This window comes from Paenibacillus sp. FSL W8-1187 (genome assembly GCF_037965485.1).
Taxonomy (GTDB): domain Bacteria; phylum Bacillota; class Bacilli; order Paenibacillales; family Paenibacillaceae; genus Paenibacillus_O; species Paenibacillus_O pasadenensis.
The window spans coordinates 3045569-3064492 of record NZ_CP150181.1 but is presented as its reverse complement, the minus strand read 5'-3'; the positions used below and the strand labels follow the sequence as shown (position 1 = coordinate 3064492).

16 protein-coding genes are annotated in these 18924 nt (G+C 64.5%); all 16 read left to right on the top strand.

Annotated elements, in window-relative coordinates:
• The first annotated feature begins 1 nt into the window (after position 1).
• The 16 genes from NYE40_RS13290 to NYE40_RS13215 all read left to right on the top strand — a co-directional run bounded on the left by NYE40_RS13290 (position 2) and on the right by NYE40_RS13215 (position 18919).
• Complete coding sequence (locus tag NYE40_RS13290; RefSeq protein ID WP_028597388.1) at positions 2-952, top strand: bifunctional riboflavin kinase/FAD synthetase; 951 nt, start codon at positions 2-4, stop codon at positions 950-952.
• A gap of 166 nt (positions 953-1118) precedes the next feature.
• Positions 1119-1388 (top strand): 30S ribosomal protein S15, encoded by a 270-nt coding sequence (gene rpsO, locus NYE40_RS13285; RefSeq protein ID WP_028597387.1) that lies wholly within the window; start codon positions 1119-1121, stop codon positions 1386-1388.
• 193 nt (positions 1389-1581) lie between these two features.
• Positions 1582-3684, top strand: coding sequence for a polyribonucleotide nucleotidyltransferase (gene pnp / locus NYE40_RS13280; RefSeq protein WP_339280053.1), 2103 nt, complete (start codon positions 1582-1584; stop codon positions 3682-3684).
• Between the two features lie 176 nt (positions 3685-3860).
• Complete coding sequence (locus NYE40_RS13275; RefSeq protein WP_043110851.1) at positions 3861-4844, top strand: polysaccharide deacetylase family protein; 984 nt, start codon at positions 3861-3863, stop codon at positions 4842-4844.
• Positions 4845-4884: 40 nt separating this feature from the next.
• Positions 4885-6150: a pitrilysin family protein gene (locus NYE40_RS13270; RefSeq protein WP_028597385.1), complete on the top strand. Its 1266-nt coding sequence runs from the start codon at positions 4885-4887 to the stop codon at positions 6148-6150.
• On the top strand, positions 6131-6574 hold the full coding sequence (dut, locus tag NYE40_RS13265) for a dUTP diphosphatase (RefSeq protein WP_028597384.1): 444 nt from the start codon (positions 6131-6133) through the stop codon (positions 6572-6574). The genes NYE40_RS13270 and dut overlap by 20 nt, the downstream gene beginning before the upstream one ends.
• Positions 6575-6831: 257 nt before the next feature.
• Positions 6832-7731: a dipicolinate synthase subunit DpsA gene (dpsA, locus tag NYE40_RS13260; RefSeq protein WP_028597383.1), complete on the top strand. Its 900-nt coding sequence runs from the start codon at positions 6832-6834 to the stop codon at positions 7729-7731.
• Entirely contained in the window at positions 7728-8315 is a 588-nt protein-coding gene (locus tag NYE40_RS13255; protein WP_028597382.1) for a dipicolinate synthase subunit B, read from the top strand. Before dpsA ends, NYE40_RS13255 begins: the two co-directional genes overlap by 4 nt.
• 159 nt (positions 8316-8474) lie before the next feature.
• Positions 8475-9692 (top strand): aspartate kinase, encoded by a 1218-nt coding sequence (dapG, locus tag NYE40_RS13250; protein ID WP_028597381.1) that lies wholly within the window; start codon positions 8475-8477, stop codon positions 9690-9692.
• An 87-nt stretch (positions 9693-9779) separates the two neighbouring features.
• The gene (gene dapA / locus NYE40_RS13245; protein ID WP_339278554.1) at positions 9780-10652 is read left to right on the top strand and encodes a 4-hydroxy-tetrahydrodipicolinate synthase; all 873 of its coding nucleotides are present in this window, start codon (positions 9780-9782) and stop codon (positions 10650-10652) included.
• Between the two features lie 438 nt (positions 10653-11090).
• Positions 11091-12770, top strand: coding sequence for a ribonuclease J (locus NYE40_RS13240; protein ID WP_028597379.1), 1680 nt, complete (start codon positions 11091-11093; stop codon positions 12768-12770).
• A 156-nt stretch (positions 12771-12926) separates the two neighbouring features.
• Positions 12927-13697, top strand: a complete 771-nt coding sequence (locus NYE40_RS13235) for a ClpP family protease (protein WP_084136546.1) — start codon at positions 12927-12929, stop codon at positions 13695-13697.
• Positions 13694-13906, top strand: coding sequence for a YlzJ-like family protein (locus tag NYE40_RS13230; protein ID WP_028597378.1), 213 nt, complete (start codon positions 13694-13696; stop codon positions 13904-13906). Before NYE40_RS13235 ends, NYE40_RS13230 begins: the two co-directional genes overlap by 4 nt.
• Positions 13907-13953: 47 nt before the next feature.
• On the top strand, positions 13954-16614 hold the full coding sequence (locus tag NYE40_RS13225) for a DNA translocase FtsK 4TM domain-containing protein (RefSeq protein WP_339278553.1): 2661 nt from the start codon (positions 13954-13956) through the stop codon (positions 16612-16614).
• A 63-nt stretch (positions 16615-16677) separates the two neighbouring features.
• Positions 16678-17490 (top strand): spore cortex-lytic enzyme, encoded by an 813-nt coding sequence (gene sleB / locus NYE40_RS13220; protein ID WP_028597376.1) that lies wholly within the window; start codon positions 16678-16680, stop codon positions 17488-17490.
• Between the two features lie 157 nt (positions 17491-17647).
• Positions 17648-18919 carry a pitrilysin family protein gene (locus NYE40_RS13215; RefSeq protein ID WP_101809224.1) on the top strand — a complete coding sequence of 424 codons (1272 nt, stop codon included), beginning with the start codon at positions 17648-17650 and terminating at the stop codon, positions 18917-18919.
• Positions 18920-18924: the final 5 nt, after the last annotated feature.

Below are 18924 nucleotides of genomic sequence, written 5' to 3'. Positions count from 1 at the left end.
AATGGAGATCCATGTTGTAAGCTATCCGCTGGAGGTCGCGGTCCATGAGCCTTGCGCGCTTGCGATCGGCCATTTCGACGGCGTGCATCTCGGCCATCTCTCGGTCATCGAGCGGGCCGTAGCCCATGCTTCCGCCGCCGGCATCCGAGCGGCCGTCATGACGTTCGATCCCCATCCTCGCGAGGTGCTCGGGCGAGGCAGCGGCTATGCCGCCAGCCTGACGCCGCTGGAGGACAAGCTCGAGCTGTTCCGGCAGGCCGGCGTCGATGCGGCATACGTCATGCGCTTCGAGCCCGCCTTCGCCGAAATCAGTCCGCGCGTATTCGTCGACGAGGTGCTGCTGCGTCTCGGCGTCCGCCATGCGGTCGTCGGCTTCGACTTCCGCTTCGGCCATTTCGGCGAAGGCAGCGCGACCAGCCTCGGCGAGCTCGGAGCGGGCCGCTTCGGAGTCGAGATCATGCCGGCCTACAGCCGCGACGGGCAAAAGGTGAGCAGCACCTATGTGCGCGAAGCGCTGGAAAACGGGCAGGTCGAGCTGGCCGCCGAGCTGCTCGGCCGCCCGTACGCCGTGAGCGGCGTCGTCGTCCACGGAGACGCGAGGGGGCGCACGATCGGCTTTCCGACCGCGAATGTCCTGCAGGACGCCGCTTATGTCGTGCCGCGCCTCGGCGTCTACGCGGTCCGCGTCCATTTGCCGGAGCGGGACGGCCATCCGGCGGAAACGCTGCCCGCCGTGCTGAACCACGGCATGAAGCCGACCTTCAACAAGGAGAGCATCGTGCCTGTCCTCGAAGCCCATCTGCTGGACTTCGAGGGGGATCTGTACGGCCTGCGCGTGCGCATCGAGTTCCTTCATTTCCTGCGGCCCGAGCGCAAGTTCTCCGGCGTGGCGGAGCTCGTGGAGCAGCTGGGCAAGGACCGGGACCGGTCCGCCGAGCTGCTTCGGGGCTGACGGAGCATTCCGGTTTACTTTAGGCTCCGTTGATGCTATACTGTGTCATGTTGTCCAAGAGGCTTCCTCTGGATACGCTGGCCCCGGCTTGGCCGGCCGCTCTCACCGGCGGCGGCGAGGCTGACGGCGACTTAGGCAACGATAACGAATTTGGAGGTGAACATGGATGGCACTTACGCAAGAACGCAAGCAAGAGCTCATCGAAGAGCACAAGACGCATGCAACTGACACGGGTTCCCCCGAGGTTCAGGTCGCTATCCTGACTCAGAACATCGTCAACCTGACAGACCACCTGCGGACGCACAAGAAGGATCACCACTCGCGCCGCGGTCTTCTGAAAATGGTCGGTCAGCGCCGCAAGCTGCTGGCTTACCTGAAAAACAACGATGTACGCCGTTACAGCGCTCTGATCGAGAAGCTTGGCCTTCGCCGCTAGGAATGCCGCTGTAAAAGAAGCAACCTGGTTTGCAAGCTGTCCGGGATTCCGGACGAGGCGCAGCCGGGTTGCTTTTTATCATGAAGGAAACCTTACCTGCACCCATACATAATTCGTTCCCTGCCGCTCGCGCAGCTGGAGGGCAGAGGATTCGGAAGCTGCCTGTCGAATGGATTCAACAAATAGGAGGGATATCATGCACCAGGTTCAAATGACACTCGGCGGCCGCGAGCTCGTACTCGAGACCGGACGCCTGGCGAAGCAGGCCAACGCGGCGGTTACGGTGCGCTACGGCGATACCGTCATTCTCTGCACGGTGACCGCGTCCTCGGGTCCGAAGGATCTGGACTTCTTCCCGTTGACGGTCAACTACGAAGAGCGTCTTTATGCCGTCGGCAAAATCCCGGGCGGCTTCATCAAGCGCGAGGGACGCCCGAGCGAAAAGGCGATCCTGTCGAGCCGCCTGACGGACCGTCCGATCCGCCCGCTGTTCCCGGAAGGCTTCCGCAACGACGTGCAGGTGCTCAACCTCGTCATGAGCGTCGATCAGGACTGCCCACCGGAAATCGCGGCGATGATCGGCACGGGCGCCGCGCTGAGCGTGTCCGACGTTCCGTTCAACGGCCCGATCGGCGGCGTCATCGTCGGCCGCGTGGACGGCGAGTTCGTCATCAACCCGACCGTCGAGCAGGAAGAGAAGAGCGACATCCATGTCGTCGTATCCGGAACCCGCGACGCGATCATGATGGTCGAGGCCGAGGCGAACGAGGTGTCCGAGGAAGTCATGCTCGAAGCGATCATGTTCGGCCATGACGAAATCAAGAAGATCTGCGCGACGATCGACGAGCTGACCGCTCTGAGCGGCAAGCAGAAGATGGACGTCGTGCTCCATGCCGTCGACGCCGAGACGAGCGCCGAGGTGCGCGGCTTCGCGTCCGCTCGCCTCGTGGAAGCGATCCGGATCGAGGAGAAGCATGCTCGCCAGGAAGCGATCGACGCCATCAACCGCGAGACGGTGGCGCATTTCGAGGAGCTGTACGCCGACCAGCCGGAGCGCATGGGCGACGTGAAGGAAACGCTGTACGACATCGTCAAGGAAGAAGTGCGCCGCCTGATCACGCATGACAAGATCCGTCCGGACGGACGCGGACTGGACGAGATCCGTCCGATCGAATGCGATGTCAACCTGCTGCCTCGCACGCACGGCACGGGCCTGTTCACGCGCGGCCAGACGCAAGCGCTCAGCATCTGCACCCTCGGCGCTCTCGGCGATGTGCAGATTCTCGACGGAATCAGCCCGGAAACGACCAAGCGGTTCATGCACCATTACAATTTCCCTCCGTTCAGCGTCGGCGAAGCCCGTCCGCTGCGCGCTCCGGGCCGCCGCGAGATCGGCCACGGCGCTCTCGGAGAGCGCGCGCTCTCCAAGGTGCTGCCGTCCGAAGCGGACTTCCCGTACACGATCCGCCTCGTCTCCGAGGTGCTGGAGTCCAACGGCTCCACGTCCCAGGCAAGCATCTGCGCCAGCTCGCTGGCGATGATGGATGCCGGCGTGCCGATCAAGGCTCCGGTAGCCGGCGTGGCGATGGGCCTCATCAAGGACGGAGACCATTTCTCCATCCTGTCGGACATCCAGGGGATGGAAGACCATCTCGGCGACATGGACTTTAAAGTAGCCGGCACGGCGGAAGGCGTCACCGCGATCCAGATGGACATCAAGATCGACGGCATCGACCGCAGCATCCTGACGCAGGCGCTCGAGCAGGCGCGCGTCGGCCGGATGCATATCCTCGGCAAGATGAACGAGGTCATGGACAAGCCGCGCGCGAGCCTGTCGCAGTACGCGCCGAAGATCATGACGCTCCGCATCAACCCGGACAAGATCCGCGACGTCATCGGCGCCGGCGGCAAGATCATCAACAAGATCATCGAAGAGACCGGCGTCAAGATCGACATCGAGCAGGACGGCATGGTGTACATCGCTTCGTCCAACGAAGAGATGAACAAGCGCGCGCGCTCGATCATCGAGGGCATCGTCAAGGAAGTCGTCGTCGGCGAGATCTACACCGGCACGGTCAAGCGCATCGAGAAGTTCGGCGCGTTCGTCGAGATCCTGCCGAACAAGGACGGCCTCGTCCACATCTCGCAGCTGTCGACCGAGCGCGTCGCGAAGACCGAGGACGCGGTCAGCATCGGCGACGTCATTACCGTCAAGGTGACCGAGATCGACGGACAGGGACGCATCAATCTGTCCCGCAAAGCGGTCCTCACCGCTGAGACGCCAGCCGGCTCCTAGAGCCGCCGAGCAGCACGAACCAAGAATCAGAGCGTCGCCTCTGATTCTTTTTTATTGCCTTGGCGCCGCCGCGTCCCGCCGCCGAATCCGGACCTGTCCCGGAGAAATGGGCCAAGCCGCATAATCGCCTTGATCTCCTCATACATTGGGGGGAGAACAGGTGGAGGGTGAGGCAGATGAATCTCCGTGCATGGTGCGCGTCGGCCGCATGCGGGGCCGTGCTGGTGCTCGCGGCTGCGGCCTGGAGCCCGGCCGGAACGTATGTCCGCTCGCTGGGAGACGGCGAGCTGCGCGCGGCGATGGCGGCGAGGGACGCGGACCGCTCGCTGCTGGATCAGATCCGGGAGGAGGCGGCGAGCCGCTACGTGCCGCCGGTCGACGCGTCGGTCGACCGCTGGTTCCGCGCCATTCCAGGCTACGAGGGCCGGGAGGTCGACGTGGAGGCGTCCTACCGGGCGACGCTGCAGCGGCCGGAGGATGGATTGACGTTCCGCTACAAGCCGGTCGCGCCGGCCAAAAGGCTGGCGGACTTTCCGCTGGAGCCGGTCTACAAGGGCAATCCGGCCAAGCCTGCCGCCTCGCTCATGATCAATGTGGCCTGGGGCAACGAATATTTGGAGCCGATGCTCGAGACGCTGCGGCGCAACGAGGTGAAGGCGACGTTTTTCCTGGACGGCAGCTGGCTGAAGCGATACCCGGAGCTGGCGCTCAAGATCAAGGAGGGCGGCCATGAGATCGGCAACCATGCCTACACCCATCCCGACATGAGCCGGCTCGGCCCGGCGCAGCAGCGAAGCCAGATCGAGCGCACGAGCTCGCTGATCGAGCAGACGCTCGGCGTGAAAAGCCTTTATTTCGCGCCTCCGTCAGGCAGCTTCAACGCGCTCACGGTGAAGGCCGCGCGGGAGCAGGGCATGACGACGGTGCTGTGGACGCTCGACACGGTCGATTGGATGAAGCCGCAGCCGCATGCGGTGCTCGCCAAAATATCCCGCGGCCTGAAGCCGGGCTCGCTGGTGCTGATGCATCCGACCTATGCGTCGAGCCGCGCGCTTCAGGGCATCATCGATTCGGCCAAGCAAAAAGGGCTGAGCCTCGTCCCGGTGAGCGAGACGCTTTCCGAGGAGCGGCTGGACGGCGCGGTTGAGAGCGGCCGCTGATTTTGATATGATGATAGTTAAACTTCGAGGAGGAGAACCGGTGAATCTATATCGACTAAGCAACGGGCTTCGCGTCGTCGCGGAACCGATCCCGACCTGCCGCTCCGTTTCCTTCGGGATTTGGGTGAAGACGGGCTCGCGCAGCGAAACCCCGGCCAACAACGGCATCTCCCATTTCATCGAGCACATGCTGTTCAAAGGCACCGATACGCGCAGCGCCAAGGACATCGCGGATCTGTTCGACGGCATCGGGGGCAACGTGAACGCATTCACAGCCAAAGAATATACATGCTACTTCGCGAAGGTGCTTGACCTGCATCTGCCGCTCGCGATCGACGCGCTGGCGGACATGTTCTTCAACTCCCGCTTCGACGAGGAGGAGCTGGCCAAGGAGAAAAACGTCATCCTCGAGGAAATCTCGATGTACGAGGATACGCCGGACGACAAGGTCCATGACGAGGCTTCGCGCGCGTCGTACGGGGACCATCCGCTCGCCTATTCGATCCTCGGCCTGGAGGAGCGGCTGGAGGCGATGGGACCGGACGACCTGCGCCGTTATATGCAGGATCAATATACGATCGAGAATACCGTCATCAGCGTGGCGGGCAACATTGAGGAGAAGGCGCTGCTCGCGCTGCTGGAGGAGAAATTCTCGGGCATGAGCGCGCGCGGCGCCGGCCGCAGCCTGACGCCTGCGGCATTCAACGGGCAGTATCTGTTCCATCCGAAGCAGACGGAGCAGAACCATATCTGCCTCACGTTCCCCGGCTGCTCGATCGACGACGACAAGCTGTATGCGATGGTGCTGCTCAACAACGCCCTCGGCGGCGGGATGAGCTCGCGCCTGTTCCAGGAGATCCGCGAGAAGCGCGGCCTGGCCTACTCCGTCTACTCCTACCATACCTCCTATGCGGACTCCGGCCTGTTCACCGTCTATGCGGGCACGGCGCCCAAGCAGACGGCCGACGTGCTGGACCTGACGATGGAGCTGCTCGCCGACGTCTCCGCATCGGGCCTGAGCGAGGCGGAGCTGCGCCGGGGCAAGGAGCAGCTCAAGGGGAGCCTCATCCTCAGCCTGGAGAGCACGAGCAGCCGCATGAACCGCAACGGCAAAAACGAGCTCATGCTCGGCCGCCACTTCACGATGGACGAGATCATCGAGCGCATCGAGGCCGTGACGATGGGGGACATCCGTACCGTCACCGCGCGCATGCTGGAGAAGCCTTTCGCCGTCGCGATGGTCGGAACGGAAGAAGGGCCGGCCGCGGCTCTGAGGAGGGACCGCTTTGCATCAAGTCCAATTTAAGCGGCTTCCGGGCAACGAGGACGTGCCGCTTCCGGCGCGCATGTCCGCCGCTGCGGCGGGCTTCGACCTGCACGCCGCCGTCGCGGAGCCGGTCGTGCTCCAGCCGGGAGCGCGCATCCTCGTCCCGACGGGCTTCGCGATGGCGATGCCGCCGGAGCTCGAGGCGCAGATCCGCCCCCGCAGCGGGCTCGCCTACAAGCACGGCGTCACCTGCCTCAATTCGCCCGGCACGATCGACGCCGACTATCGCGGCGAGGTCAAGGTGCTGCTGATCAACCACGGCGAGGAGCCGTTCCTCATCGCGCGGGGCGAGCGGATCGCCCAGATGGTGTTCCAGTCCGTGCCTCCCGTGGCGATCGAGGAGGCGGACGAGCTTCCCGATACGGCTCGCGGAGCCGGAGGCTTCGGCCATACGGGCAAGTGAGCCGAGCGACGCCTCTTCCATAGCCTATAGCTTAGCCGCAGCCGCGGCCGTCCTTTTACGGGATGGCCGCGGCTGCGGCTTTTTCGGGCTCGGCTGCGGCGTGATCCGCGGCGGCCCGACAGTAACCCCCGCCCGCCCTGCGGCATAAACTGCCCTATACCAGGCAAAACGGCTGCAGGCTTCGGCGGGCGGTCGTTTGCGATGGAATCGTAAGGAAGCCGTACGACGCGATTATGGGGAGAGGATGTGACGCCAGCATGCTGACCGGCGTTCAGGTGCTGCTGATCGGCGGCGATGCAAGACAGCTTGAGGTCATCCGCAGGCTGTCCGAGCTGGATGCTTCGCTTACGGTGTCCGGATTCGACGGGCTTCGTACCCTTCCCGGAGACAGCTCGGACTCCGAGCTGCGGGAAGAGCTGTTTGACAAGACGGATGCGGTGATCCTGCCGGCAGTAGGCACCGACGACGCCGGCCTCATTCCGGCGGCCTTCAGCGACAGCGAGCTGCGGCTCACGGGCGCGATGCTCGCCCGGCTGCCGAAGCACGCCACGATCTATGCGGGCATGGCCAGACCGTATCTGAAGGAGCTGTGCCGCGAGCACGGCCTCGGCCTCGTCGAGCTGTTCGAGCGGGACGACGTCGCCATCCTGAATTCGATTCCGACGGCCGAAGGAGCCGTCAAGATGGCGATCGAGCATACGGACATCACGATCCACGGATCGACCTGCATGGTTCTCGGCCTCGGCCGCACCGGACTGACGCTCGTGCGCACGCTGCAGGGGCTGGGGGCGACCGTGCTGGCCGGCGTGAACCGTCCCGAGCCGTTCGCGAGGGCGGCGGAGATGGGCGCGAAGCCTTTCTACACGCGGGATCTGCAGGATCATGCGGGCAACATCGACTTGCTTTTTAACACAATTCCCACTATGATAGTCACAGCGCAAATGATAGCCAGAATGCCTTCTCGCGCGGTCATCATCGACCTGGCCTCCAAGCCGGGCGGCACTGATTTCCGCTTCGCGGAGAAGCGCGGCCTCAAGGCCATTCTGGCACCGGGACTGCCCGGCATCGTCGCCCCCGTGACCGCTGGTCGCATCATAGCGGATTGTGTCACTCAGCTGATTTTGGAAGAGATCAGCGCGCGGGGGAATGCACAATGAACTGGAACGGACTTACGGTCGGCTACGCGCTTTCGGGCTCCCACTGCACCTTCGCCGAAGTAATGCCGCAGATTCAGCGGTTCGTCGACGCAGGCGCGGACGTGGTGCCGATCGTCACGCAGAGCCTGATGACGACGGATACCCGGTTCGGCACGGCGGCGGAGTGGAGGCGGCAGCTGACGGAGATCACCGGCAACGAGATCATCTCGACCGTCGTGCAGGCGGAGCCGCTCGGCCCGTCCAAGCGGCTGGACGTCATGCTCATCGCGCCGTGCACCGGCAACACGACGAGCAAGCTCGCCAACGCGCTGACCGACGGAGCGGTGCTCATGGCGGCCAAGGCCCAGATGCGCAACGGCCGTCCGGTCGTGCTGGCCATCTCCACCAACGACGGGCTCGGCCTCAACATGGCCAACATCGCCAAGCTCATGGTCGCGAAGAACATCTACTTCGTGCCGTTCGGCCAGGACGATCCGGTGAACAAGCCGAACTCGCTCGTCGCCCGCATGGACCTGGTGATGGAGGCTTGCGAGCATGCCCTGCAGGGCAGGCAGATGCAGCCGGTCCTCGTCGAGAGGGCGTGAGCGGAGCGGCCTGACCGGCCGGATCCGCTGCAAGCACCAACGATAGACAGCCGGCAGCGAGCTTTACGCTGGCGGCTTTTTTTACAGGCGGGGGCCGCGGTCCTCGCCTTCAAGCGGGTTTGTTCTGCTTGCATCAAGGGCAGAGAAGGGATGACATCAATGGGGGTACGGGTATTGAAGTTCGGCGGGACGTCGGTGGCGACCCGCCAGACGAGGGAGCTTGTCGTGAACCACATCGAGCGGGAGCGCGCCGCCGGGCATAAGCTCGTCGTCGTCGTCTCGGCGATGGGGCGCACCGGCGATCCCTATGCGACGGATACGCTGCTGTCGCTCGCCAAGGAAGAGGGGGGCGAGCTCGGCGCGCGGGAGCGCGACCTGCTGATGGGCTGCGGCGAGATCATTTCGGCCGTCGTCCTTTGCAGCGCGCTGGCGGCCCGCTCGATTCCCGCCGTGGCGCTCACGGGCGGATGCGCCGGCATCCTGACCGGCAGCCAGTTCGGGGAAGCTCGCATCGAGGAGATCCGCACGGAGCGGATGCAGCGGCATATGGAGCAGGGCGAGGTCGTCGTCGTCACCGGCTTCCAGGGCCAGGACGCGCAGGGCGACCTGACGACGCTCGGACGGGGCGGCAGCGATACGTCCGCGACCGCGCTCGGCGCGGCGCTGCAGGCGGAGATGGTCGACATCTATACGGATGTCAACGGCATCCTGACAGCCGATCCGCGCATCGTCAAGGATGCGAAGCCGCTCACGGTCGTCGGCTACGCCGAAATCTGCAACATGGCCCGTCTCGGCGCCAAGGTGATCCATCCGCGCGCGGTCGAGATCGCCCAGCAGGCGCGCATTCCGCTGCGCGTCCGCTCGACCTTCTCCGAGGACGAGGGCACGCTGGTCACCGACCTGCCGACCGCGCTCAGCCTCGCGTCGCCGCTCAAGGACCGCCATGTGACGGGCATCGCCCATGTGCAGGGCGTGACGCAGATTTCCGTCCGCACCGTCGACGGCATCGCCGACACGCAGCTGCAGGTGTTCCAGTCGATGGCGCGGCATCATATCAGCGTCGACTTCATCAACGTCACGCCGGCCGGAGCGCTGTATACGGTCATGGACGACGACGCGCCCAAAGCGACGCGCGTGCTGCAGGAGCTCGGCTTCGAGCCGGAGACGGTGAGCGGCTGCGCCAAGGTGTCGGTCATCGGCGGCGGCATGCACCGCGTGCCCGGCGTCATGGCGAAGATCGTGGAGGCGCTTGCGGAGCAAAGCATACCGATCCTGCAGTCCGCCGACTCCAACACGACGATCTGGGTGCTCGTCCGCGAGGAGCATATGGGCAACGCCTTGCGCGCGCTGCACGCCAAGTTCGAGCTGCATCTTTGACAGCAATCATCGCCATCAGGCATACTTATCATTCATTGGGGCTGGGTGCGGGAGCGGGAAGCCGCCTATGCCGAGGAGGGTACCTTCATGGATTATGGCAGACTGATTACAGCAATGGCGACTCCGTTCACTCCGGAGGGCGCGGTCGATTGGGAGACGGCCGGCAAGCTCATCGACGAGCTGATCGACGTCCAAAAGAGCGACAGCATCGTCATCAGCGGCACGACGGGCGAATCGCCGACGCTGACCGACGAGGAGAAGCTCGAGCTGTTCCGCTTCGCCGTCGCCCGCAGCGCCGGGCGCGCGCGCATCATCGCAGGCACGGGCAGCAACGACACCGCCCATAGCATCCATCTTACGGCGGCGGCCGAACAGGCCGGCGTCGACGGGGCGCTGCTGGTCGTCCCTTATTACAACAAGCCGAGCCAGGAAGGCCTCTACCGCCACTTCAAGGCGATCGCCGAATCGACCTCGCTCCCGGTCATGCTGTACAACGTTCCCGGACGCACGATCGTCAGCATGAGTCCGGAGACGACGATCCGGCTCGCGCGCGACGTCGCCAACATCATCTCGACCAAGGAATGCCATTCGCTGGAGTATGTGGCCGCGATCATCAGCGGCGTCCCGGACAGCTTCCGCGTCTACACGGGCGACGACAGCGCGGCGCTGCCGGCGCTGGCGGTCGGCGCTCACGGCGTCGTGAGCGTAGCCTCGCATATCGCGGGCAGCCGGATGAAAGCGATGATCGACGCGTTCCTCGCCGGCCGCACGGCCGAAGCGGCCGAGCTGCACCGGAGCCTGCTTCCGCTGTATCAGGGCTTGTTCGCGGCTCCGAGCCCGACGCTGGTCAAAAAGGCGCTGGAGCTCAAAGGGCTGCCCGTCGGAGGCGTGCGCCTGCCATTGATTGAAGCGGACGAGGCCGAGACCGAGACGCTGAAGCGGCTGCTAGAGCGGTACTGAGCCCTTCGCTTTGCCAGCGGCACGGAATTTATTCCGGACTTATCCATCGCCAGCCCCGCCGGGGCTGGCTTTTTTGCGCGTTTCCGGACGGAATTCCGGCGCTTGGACGGAAGGGGTCGAGCTTCGGCTTGTGTTCCATCTTTTGCATCATGTATAATATTCCTAAATGACTGGTGCGGCAAAGTGAATATGGCTTCGACCCCATTCGCGCGGCGGATGGGTGGATCCGTGCATAACGTTGCATGTATTTGGTCGTACCCCGCATGGAAGCGGTTTTCCGGCCGCGGTTCGGCGCTTTGGGATCGACAGGAGCGGCACGAGCTCCGGCTTCCGTCTTCTTTGCGGAGACCGTCCTCGAGGGACGGCGAGCCGTTTCGCGGCTTACACGATTCGTTCGATCGTTAACTATTTCACATATATTAGGAGGTAAGATTTCCCTTGTCCAAAAAGAATCCCCAAGACAAGCTGCTCGTCTTCGCCCTAGGCGGCGTAGGCGAGATCGGCAAAAACATGTATGTCATCCAATACGGCAATGACATCGTCGTCGTCGACTCCGGCCTGAAGTTTCCCGAGGAGGACATGCTCGGCATCGACATCGTCATTCCCGACATCACATACCTGACCGACAACCGCGACAAAGTGCGCGGCATCATCATCACCCACGGCCACGAGGACCATATCGGCGGCTTGCCGTACGTGCTGCGCCACCTGAACGTGCCGGTCTACGCGACCAAGCTGACGCTCGGCCTCATCGAGGGCAAGCTCAAGGAAGCCGGCCTGCTCGGCGAGACGAAGCGCATCCTCATCAACGCCGACTCCGTGCTGGAGCTCGGCTCGATCACGGCGAGCTTCTTCAAGACGAACCACAGCATTCCGGACTCCGTCGGCGTCTGCCTCGACACGCCGGAGGGCACGATCGTCCATACCGGCGACTTCAAGTTCGACTTCACGCCGGTCAACGACCAGTACGCCGACCTGCAGCGCATCGCCGAGATCGGCAAGCGCGGCGTGCTGGCGCTGCTGTCGGACAGCACCAACGCGGAGCGTCCGGGCATGACTCCTTCGGAGAGCAACGTCGGCGTCGAGCTGACGGAGATCTTCCGCAAGTCGCAGCAGCGCGTCGTCGTCGCGACGTTCGCGTCCAACGTCCACCGCATCCAGCAGGTGTTCAACGCGGCGATGGCGACCAAGCGCAAAGTCGCGATCGTCGGCCGCAGCATGGTCAACGTCGTGACGATCGCCGGCGAGCTCGGCTATCTCAACATTCCTGAAGGCATGATCATCGAGCCGGAGGAAGTGAACAAGATGGCGGCCGACCGCGTCGTCGTCCTCTGCACGGGCAGCCAAGGCGAGCCGATGTCGGCGCTGACGCGCATGGCCCGCTCGACGCACCGCAAGATCGACATCCTGCCGGGCGACACCGTCATCATCGCGGCGACGCCGATCCCGGGCAACGAGCGCGACGTAGGCCGCACGGTGGACGAGCTGTTCCGCCTCGGCGCCAACGTCATCTACGGTCCGGGCTCCGTCTCCGGCGTCCACGTATCCGGCCACGGCAGCCAGGAAGAGCTCAAGCTGATGCTCAACCTCATCAAGCCGGAGTACTTCATGCCGATCCACGGCGAGTACCGCATGCTCCGCCAGCACGCCAAGCTGGGCGAGGCGGTCGGCGTCGATCCAGACAAGATCTTCATCTGCGACATCGGCGATACGGTCGAGTTCCAAGGCGGCGTCGGCCGCAAAGGCTCCAAGGTGCCTTCCGGCAACGTGCTCATCGACGGCCTCGGCGTCGGCGACGTCGGCAACATCGTCCTGCGCGACCGCAAGCTGCTCTCCCAGGACGGCATCCTCGTCGTCGTCGTCACGCTCAGCAAGCAGGACGGCACGATCAAGTCCGGTCCGGACATCATCTCCCGCGGCTTCGTGTACGTCCGCGAGTCGGAGGGCCTGCTCGACGAGGCCAACCGCATCGTCACGACGACGCTGCACAAGCTCATGAACGACAAGGTCAACGAGTGGGCTTCGCTCAAGACCAACGTCAAGGATGCGCTCGGTCGTTTCCTTTATGAGCAGACCCGCCGCCGCCCGATGATCCTGCCGATCATCATGGAAGTATAATTGAAATGCGATCCGCCTGCCTCCATTCCGGAGGCAGGCTTTTTCGTGCTCCCAAGGCCGCGTATGGGGCGATGCCTCCCGCCTCATACTAGACAGGCAATCCAAGGGAGAAAAAGGAGGAGATGACGCTTGAACGAGCAATCCACCGGCGCGCGCATGGAAGCGGAGCCTGCGGCGGCGATCGACAAGGCGAAGCTCGACGCGATCCAGCAGCTGGGGCAGATGGCGGTGCCGGCCGCGGACCCGTCCAATGTGTTCTGCATGTCGATCATCGGCCAGATCGAGGGCCATATGGTGCTGCCGCCGCAAAACAAAACGACGAAGTACGAGCATCTGATTCCGCAGCTCGTGGCGGCGGAGCAAAGCAGCAAGATCGAGGGCATCCTGATCGTGCTCAACACGGTCGGCGGCGATGTCGAGGCGGGCCTCGCGATCGCCGAGATGATCAGCTCGCTGAGCAAGCCTGCCGTTACGCTCGTGCTCGGCGGCGGCCATTCGATCGGCGTGCCGATCGCGGTGGCGGGCGACCGTTCGTTCATCGCCGAGTCGGCGACGATGACGATCCATCCGATCCGGATGAACGGCCTCGTCATCGGCGTGCCGCAAACGTTCGAATACTTGGAAAAAATGCAGGAGCGGGTCGTGCGCTTCGTCACGTCGCATTCGCGGGTGCAGGAGAAGACGTTCAAGGAGCTCATGTTCAAGATGGGCGAGCTGACGCGGGACATCGGCACGACCGTCATCGGCGAGGATGCCGTGCGGCATGGGCTGATCGACGAGGTCGGCGGACTCGGCAAGGCGCTCGCCGCGCTCAACGGGCTCATCCAGGAGCGCAGGCCGAAGGCAAGCGCGGCTGCGGCGCCGTTCGCGCCTGCCGCGCCGCTGACGGCTGCGGCGCCGGCAGCGGAAGGCGGACTGCCTCAATGACCCTCTACACGATCATGCCGCTGGAGCTCGTCCTGAACGGAGCGGATGCCGAGCGGGAGCCCTGGCTCGAGGCGCGCCTGGACGGCGTGCTGCTGCAGCTCGAGCCGCTCGAGCCGGGCTGGGGAAAGGTCGTCCGCATCGTCGACGGCCCGCTGGAATGCTACCTGGACCCGAGGTTCCAGCCGGGCTCGGTGCTGCCCGTCCGATAGGAACATTCCACCACCTATGGTATAATACTGAACCAGAGGTGAGAGGATTGGCCAAGAAAAGGCGGCGCAAAAGACGCACGTTCGGAGAAAACTTAAAATACGAGGTTTACGGAATCTTGCTCATAACGGTGTCGGTAATCGCCTTGTCAGGCGAGGCTACGGTCGGCAGGTCGCTGACGAAGCTGTTCGCGCTCGTTTTGGGCAAGTTTCATTTTGCGCTCGCGCTCGTCGGCATCGCGGCCGGCCTATATGTCATGGTGACGAGGATGTGGCCGAAGGGGTGGACGTACCGCAGGACCGGCTTCCTGCTGCTGCTCATGGCGCTGACGCTCATGAGCTCGATCGGGGAGATCGACCGCAAGCTCGCGCCTGCGGACCTGGTCAGCGGCTCGGCCATCTTTGCCCAGCTTGGACAAGACATCCGCGACGGCCTGCTCACGGACGGCACCGAGGCCGATCCGGGAGGACCGATCGGAGCCTCGGTCAGCGGCGGCTATCTCGGAGCGCTCCAATACTCGCTGCTCTACACGCTGTTCGGCTACTTCGGCTCCAAGCTGCTGCTGATCGTCATGTTCGCCATCTCGGCGATGCTCATCACGGGCCGCTCGTACGTCGAGCTTGGACGGGTCGTGCGGGACCGGCTGGGCCGGCTGGCCAAGCTGCTGCAGGCCAAGGCCGCCGGCCGGCCGCGCAAGCCGAAGGCTCCGAAAAAGGCCGCCGGAACCGGCGCCGGGGCGGCAGCCGCGGCCTCCGCCGGGCCGGATCATCTGGGCTACGGGCTCAACGCCGACGGAGAGGACGACGACTTCGGCAGCACGGTCGCCGCGCCGGCGGCCAAGAGCCGCTCGCTCTTCTTTTCCTGGGGCAGCCGCAAGGACGAGGGCGAGCAGGAAGGTTCTGCCGGCGAAGCGGACAAGGAGTGGCTGATGGAGGAGTCCGCGCTGAGCCAGGCCAAGGCAGCCGTCAAGCCGTCCATCTCCTTGCGCGGGCGGCAAGCGGAGCCGCCTCGCGACGCCGCTCCATGGGAAGACGACGATGGAGACGACTGGGAGGACGCGCAGCCGTTTCCGGCCGCGCTGCCGCCTGCCGTCTCCGCCGTCCGTCCCGAATCGGAACCGCTGCCGGAGCCGGCAGCTGCCGATCGGTCGGCGGGCTTGCTGGACGATGCGGCCGACTTTCCGATTCCGCCGCCGGCGGTCCATCCGGCGGAGCAGTCGGAAGCGCTCGCCGGCCCGGAGGGCGACGGCGAGGGCGCTCCGGCCCAGGCGCGGACGGCCAAGCCATACCGCCTGCCGCCGCTGTCGCTGCTCGCCAAGCCCGCCTCGACCGGGCGGGCGGGGGACATGACCGACATCAACAACGACTCCCGCCGCAAGCTCGAGGCGACGCTCGAGAGCTTCGGCGTCCGCGCGAAGGTGCTTGATGTCGTGCCTGGACCGGCCGTGACCCGTTATGAGGTGCAGCCTGCGACCGGCGTCAAGGTCAGCCGCATCGTCGGCCTGACCGACGACATCGCGCTCGCGCTCGCGGCCAAGGATATCCGCATGGAGGCTCCGATCCCGGGCAAGTCGGCGATCGGCATCGAGGTGCCGAACGCCGAGGTGGCGGTCGTGACGATGCGCGAGGTGATGGAGACGCCGACCTTCGCCAGCGCCTCGTCCAAGCTGTCGATCGCGTTCGGGCGCGACATCGCCGGCCAGTCGATCGTCGGCAATCTCGCCAAGATGCCCCATCTGCTCGTCGCCGGGGCGACCGGCTCCGGCAAGTCGGTGTGCATCAACGGCATCATCACGAGCATTTTGTACAAGGCGGCTCCGGACGAGGTCAAGTTCATGATGATCGACCCGAAGATGGTCGAGCTCAACATGTACAACGGCATCCCGCATCTGCTCGCGCCGGTCGTCACCGATCCGCGGCGGGCGTCGCTCGCGCTCAAGAAGATCGTCGTCGAGATGGAAAAGCGCTACGAGCTGTTCTCCAAGTCCGGCACGCGCAACATCGAGGGCTACAACAGCCTGATGCAGGACAATCCGAACGCCGTGCTGCCGTACATCGTCGTCATCGTCGACGAGCTCGCCGATCTGATGATGGTCGCCGCCAAGGACGTCGAGGACAGCATCACGCGGCTCGCGCAGATGGCGCGGGCGGCCGGCATCCACCTGATCATCGCCACGCAGCGGCCTTCCGTCGACGTCATCACGGGCGTCATCAAGGCCAACATTCCGTCGCGGATCGCGTTCGGCGTCTCGTCCCAGGTCGATTCGCGGACGATCCTCGACATGGTCGGAGCGGAAAAGCTGCTCGGCCGCGGCGACATGCTGTTCCTGCCGGTCGGCATGTCCAAGCCGATCCGCGTCCAGGGAGCGTTCCTGTCGGACGGCGAGGTGGAGGCCGTCGTCGAGTACGCCCGCTCGCAGGCTGAAGCGGAGTACAAGGAGGACCTCGTGCCGGAGCTGGACGAGGCGGGGGAGAGCGGGGACGGCGAAGATCTGGACGAGCTGTTCGACCAGGCGATGCAAATCGTCGTCGAGGCGCAGCAGGCGTCCGTCTCGCTGCTGCAGCGCCGGATGCGCGTCGGCTATACGCGCGCGGCCCGGCTGATCGACCAGCTGGAGGCCAAGGGCATCGTCGGCGCTTACGAAGGCAGCAAGCCGCGCGAGGTCATGATGACGCTCGACCAGTTCCAGGCGAACCAGAAACATGCATAGAAGGGACTTGCCTTTCTCATACTAGGGACGGTTAAACATCCCGTAGCAGAAAGGCAGATCCCCATGAAAAAAATGCGTTTGATCGTCATGACGGTCGCAGCCACGCTGCTTTTGCTCAGCCTGTATACGCTCAAGGAAGGCTGGCCTCCGCGCGCGGCCGAGACATTCAGCAACGCGACGTTCCAGATGGGCGCGTCCGGCAAGGACGTCGTAGAGCTGCAGGGACGCCTGCGCTTCCTCGGCTACTACGAAGGCAAGATCGACGGGCAGTTCGGACCGAAGACGAAAAACTCGGTGACCTGGTTCCAATGGAAGTTCGGCATGAAGTCCGACGGCGTCGTCGGGCCGAAAACGAAGCTGAAGCTGTGGGAAGCGACCAAGAGCTGGAAGCCGACTGCAGCGGACCTTCCCGGCGGCGAAAGCGGCTCGAGCGGCGGCGGCAGCGGCGCCTCCGGAGGCGGCTCCGCCGGATCGGCCGGCGCTTCCAACAGCTCGATGGACAAGTCCAACAAGCTCGGGCTGTCCGCCAACGACATCAAGATCATGGCCAACGCCGTCTACGGCGAGGCGCGCGGAGAGCCGTACGAAGGCCAGGTCGCGGTCGCGGCGGTCATCCTGAACCGGCTGCGGTCGCCGGAGTTCCCGAACTCGATCACCGGCGTCATTTTCCAGAACCTCGCCTTCACCGCGGTCGCGGACGGCCAGATCTGGCTGACCCCGAACGAACGGGCGAAGCAGGCCGTTCAGGACGCGATCAACGGCTGGGATCCTTCGGACGGCTGCCTGTACTACTTCAATCCGGTCACGGCCACCTCCAAATGGATCTGGAGCCGTCCGCAGGTGAAGACGATCGGCAAGCATATTTTCTGCATGTAGCATCAGCCGGCTGCGCCGGCTCACGGGCAGCCGGGAGGGCATTCCTTCCGGTTGCCTTCTCTGTTTGCGGGCCAAGGCCGCCTTGGGATAGAATGGAAGGACAGCAAGCGGAAGTGCAAGTTCGACCAATAAGCGATGGCGGGAGGCGTTTCCATCCATGTCTTTTCAGCAAGCGACAACCGGCCGGATCCGGCTGCATGTGCTGCCGACGAAGCGGTTCAAGACTTTTGCAATCTCCCTGTTCGCAGGCATTCCTCTGCAGGAGGATACCGTCACCAAGACGGCGCTGACGCCCTTCGTGCTTCGCCGCGGCACGCAGAGCGCTCCGGAGACGATCGCGTTCCGCGAGCAGCTCGACGAGATGTACGGAGCCGGATTCGGCTTCGACGTCTACAAGCGCGGCAGCTCGCAGATCGTGCAGTTCCGCATGGACGTCATCAACGATCGGTTCGTCCGCTCGGACAGCTCCCTGCTGGCGCGCTCGATGAAATTTCTCGGCGAGGCCGTGACCTCGCCGGCGCTGGAGGACGGAGCGTTCCGATCCAAATATGTCGACAGCGAGAAGCGCACCCTCGCGCGCAAGCTGGAGAGCATCATCAACGACAAGATCCGCTATGCGGGCGAGCGCTGCCTGGAAATCATGTGCGAAGGCGATCCGTACCGGCTGCACTCGCTCGGCCGGCTGCAGGATCTGCCCGGCATCGATCCGGCGAGCCTGCATGAGGCGTATGCCGCCTGGCTGGCCGGGGCGGTGCTCGACCTGTACGTCGTCGGCGATACGACGCTGGACGAGGTGCGCGAGCTGGCGGAGGCTTCGTTCCGCCTGCCGTCGACGGGTCCGTCGGAGTACGGGCCGCCGGACATCCGCCGCCGCAGCGGCGAGGTCAAGACGGTCGTCGAGAAGCTCGACGTCGCCCAGGGCAAGCTGAACCTCGGCCTCAGGACCGGCATCGCCTACGGCGACGACGCCTACGCGGCGGCGCTTCTGTACAACGGCATTCTCGGCGGATTCCCGCACTCCAAGCTGTTCATGAACGTGCGCGAGAAGGAGAGCCTCGCATACTATGCCTCCTCGCGCATGGACGGACACAAGGGGCTGCTGACGATCCAGTCCGGCATCGAGATCGCCAATTACGAAAAAGCGGTCGCCATCATCAAGGAGCAGCTTGAGAGCATGCGCCAAGGGCAGCTGTCGGAGCTGGAGCTCGGCCAGACCAAGGCGATGCTCGTCAACTCCTTGCGCGAGCTGCAGGATTCGGCTTACGAGATGATCGCCTTCGACTTCAACAGCGTCCTGTCCGGACGCCGGCGCACGGCGCAGGAGCTGCTCGATGCGGTGCAGGCGGTGACGCCGGAGCAGATCGTATCCGTGGCCGAGGGCGTCGAGCTGGATACGGTGTACTTTTTGCGCGACCGAAAGGAGGGCTAGCCGAC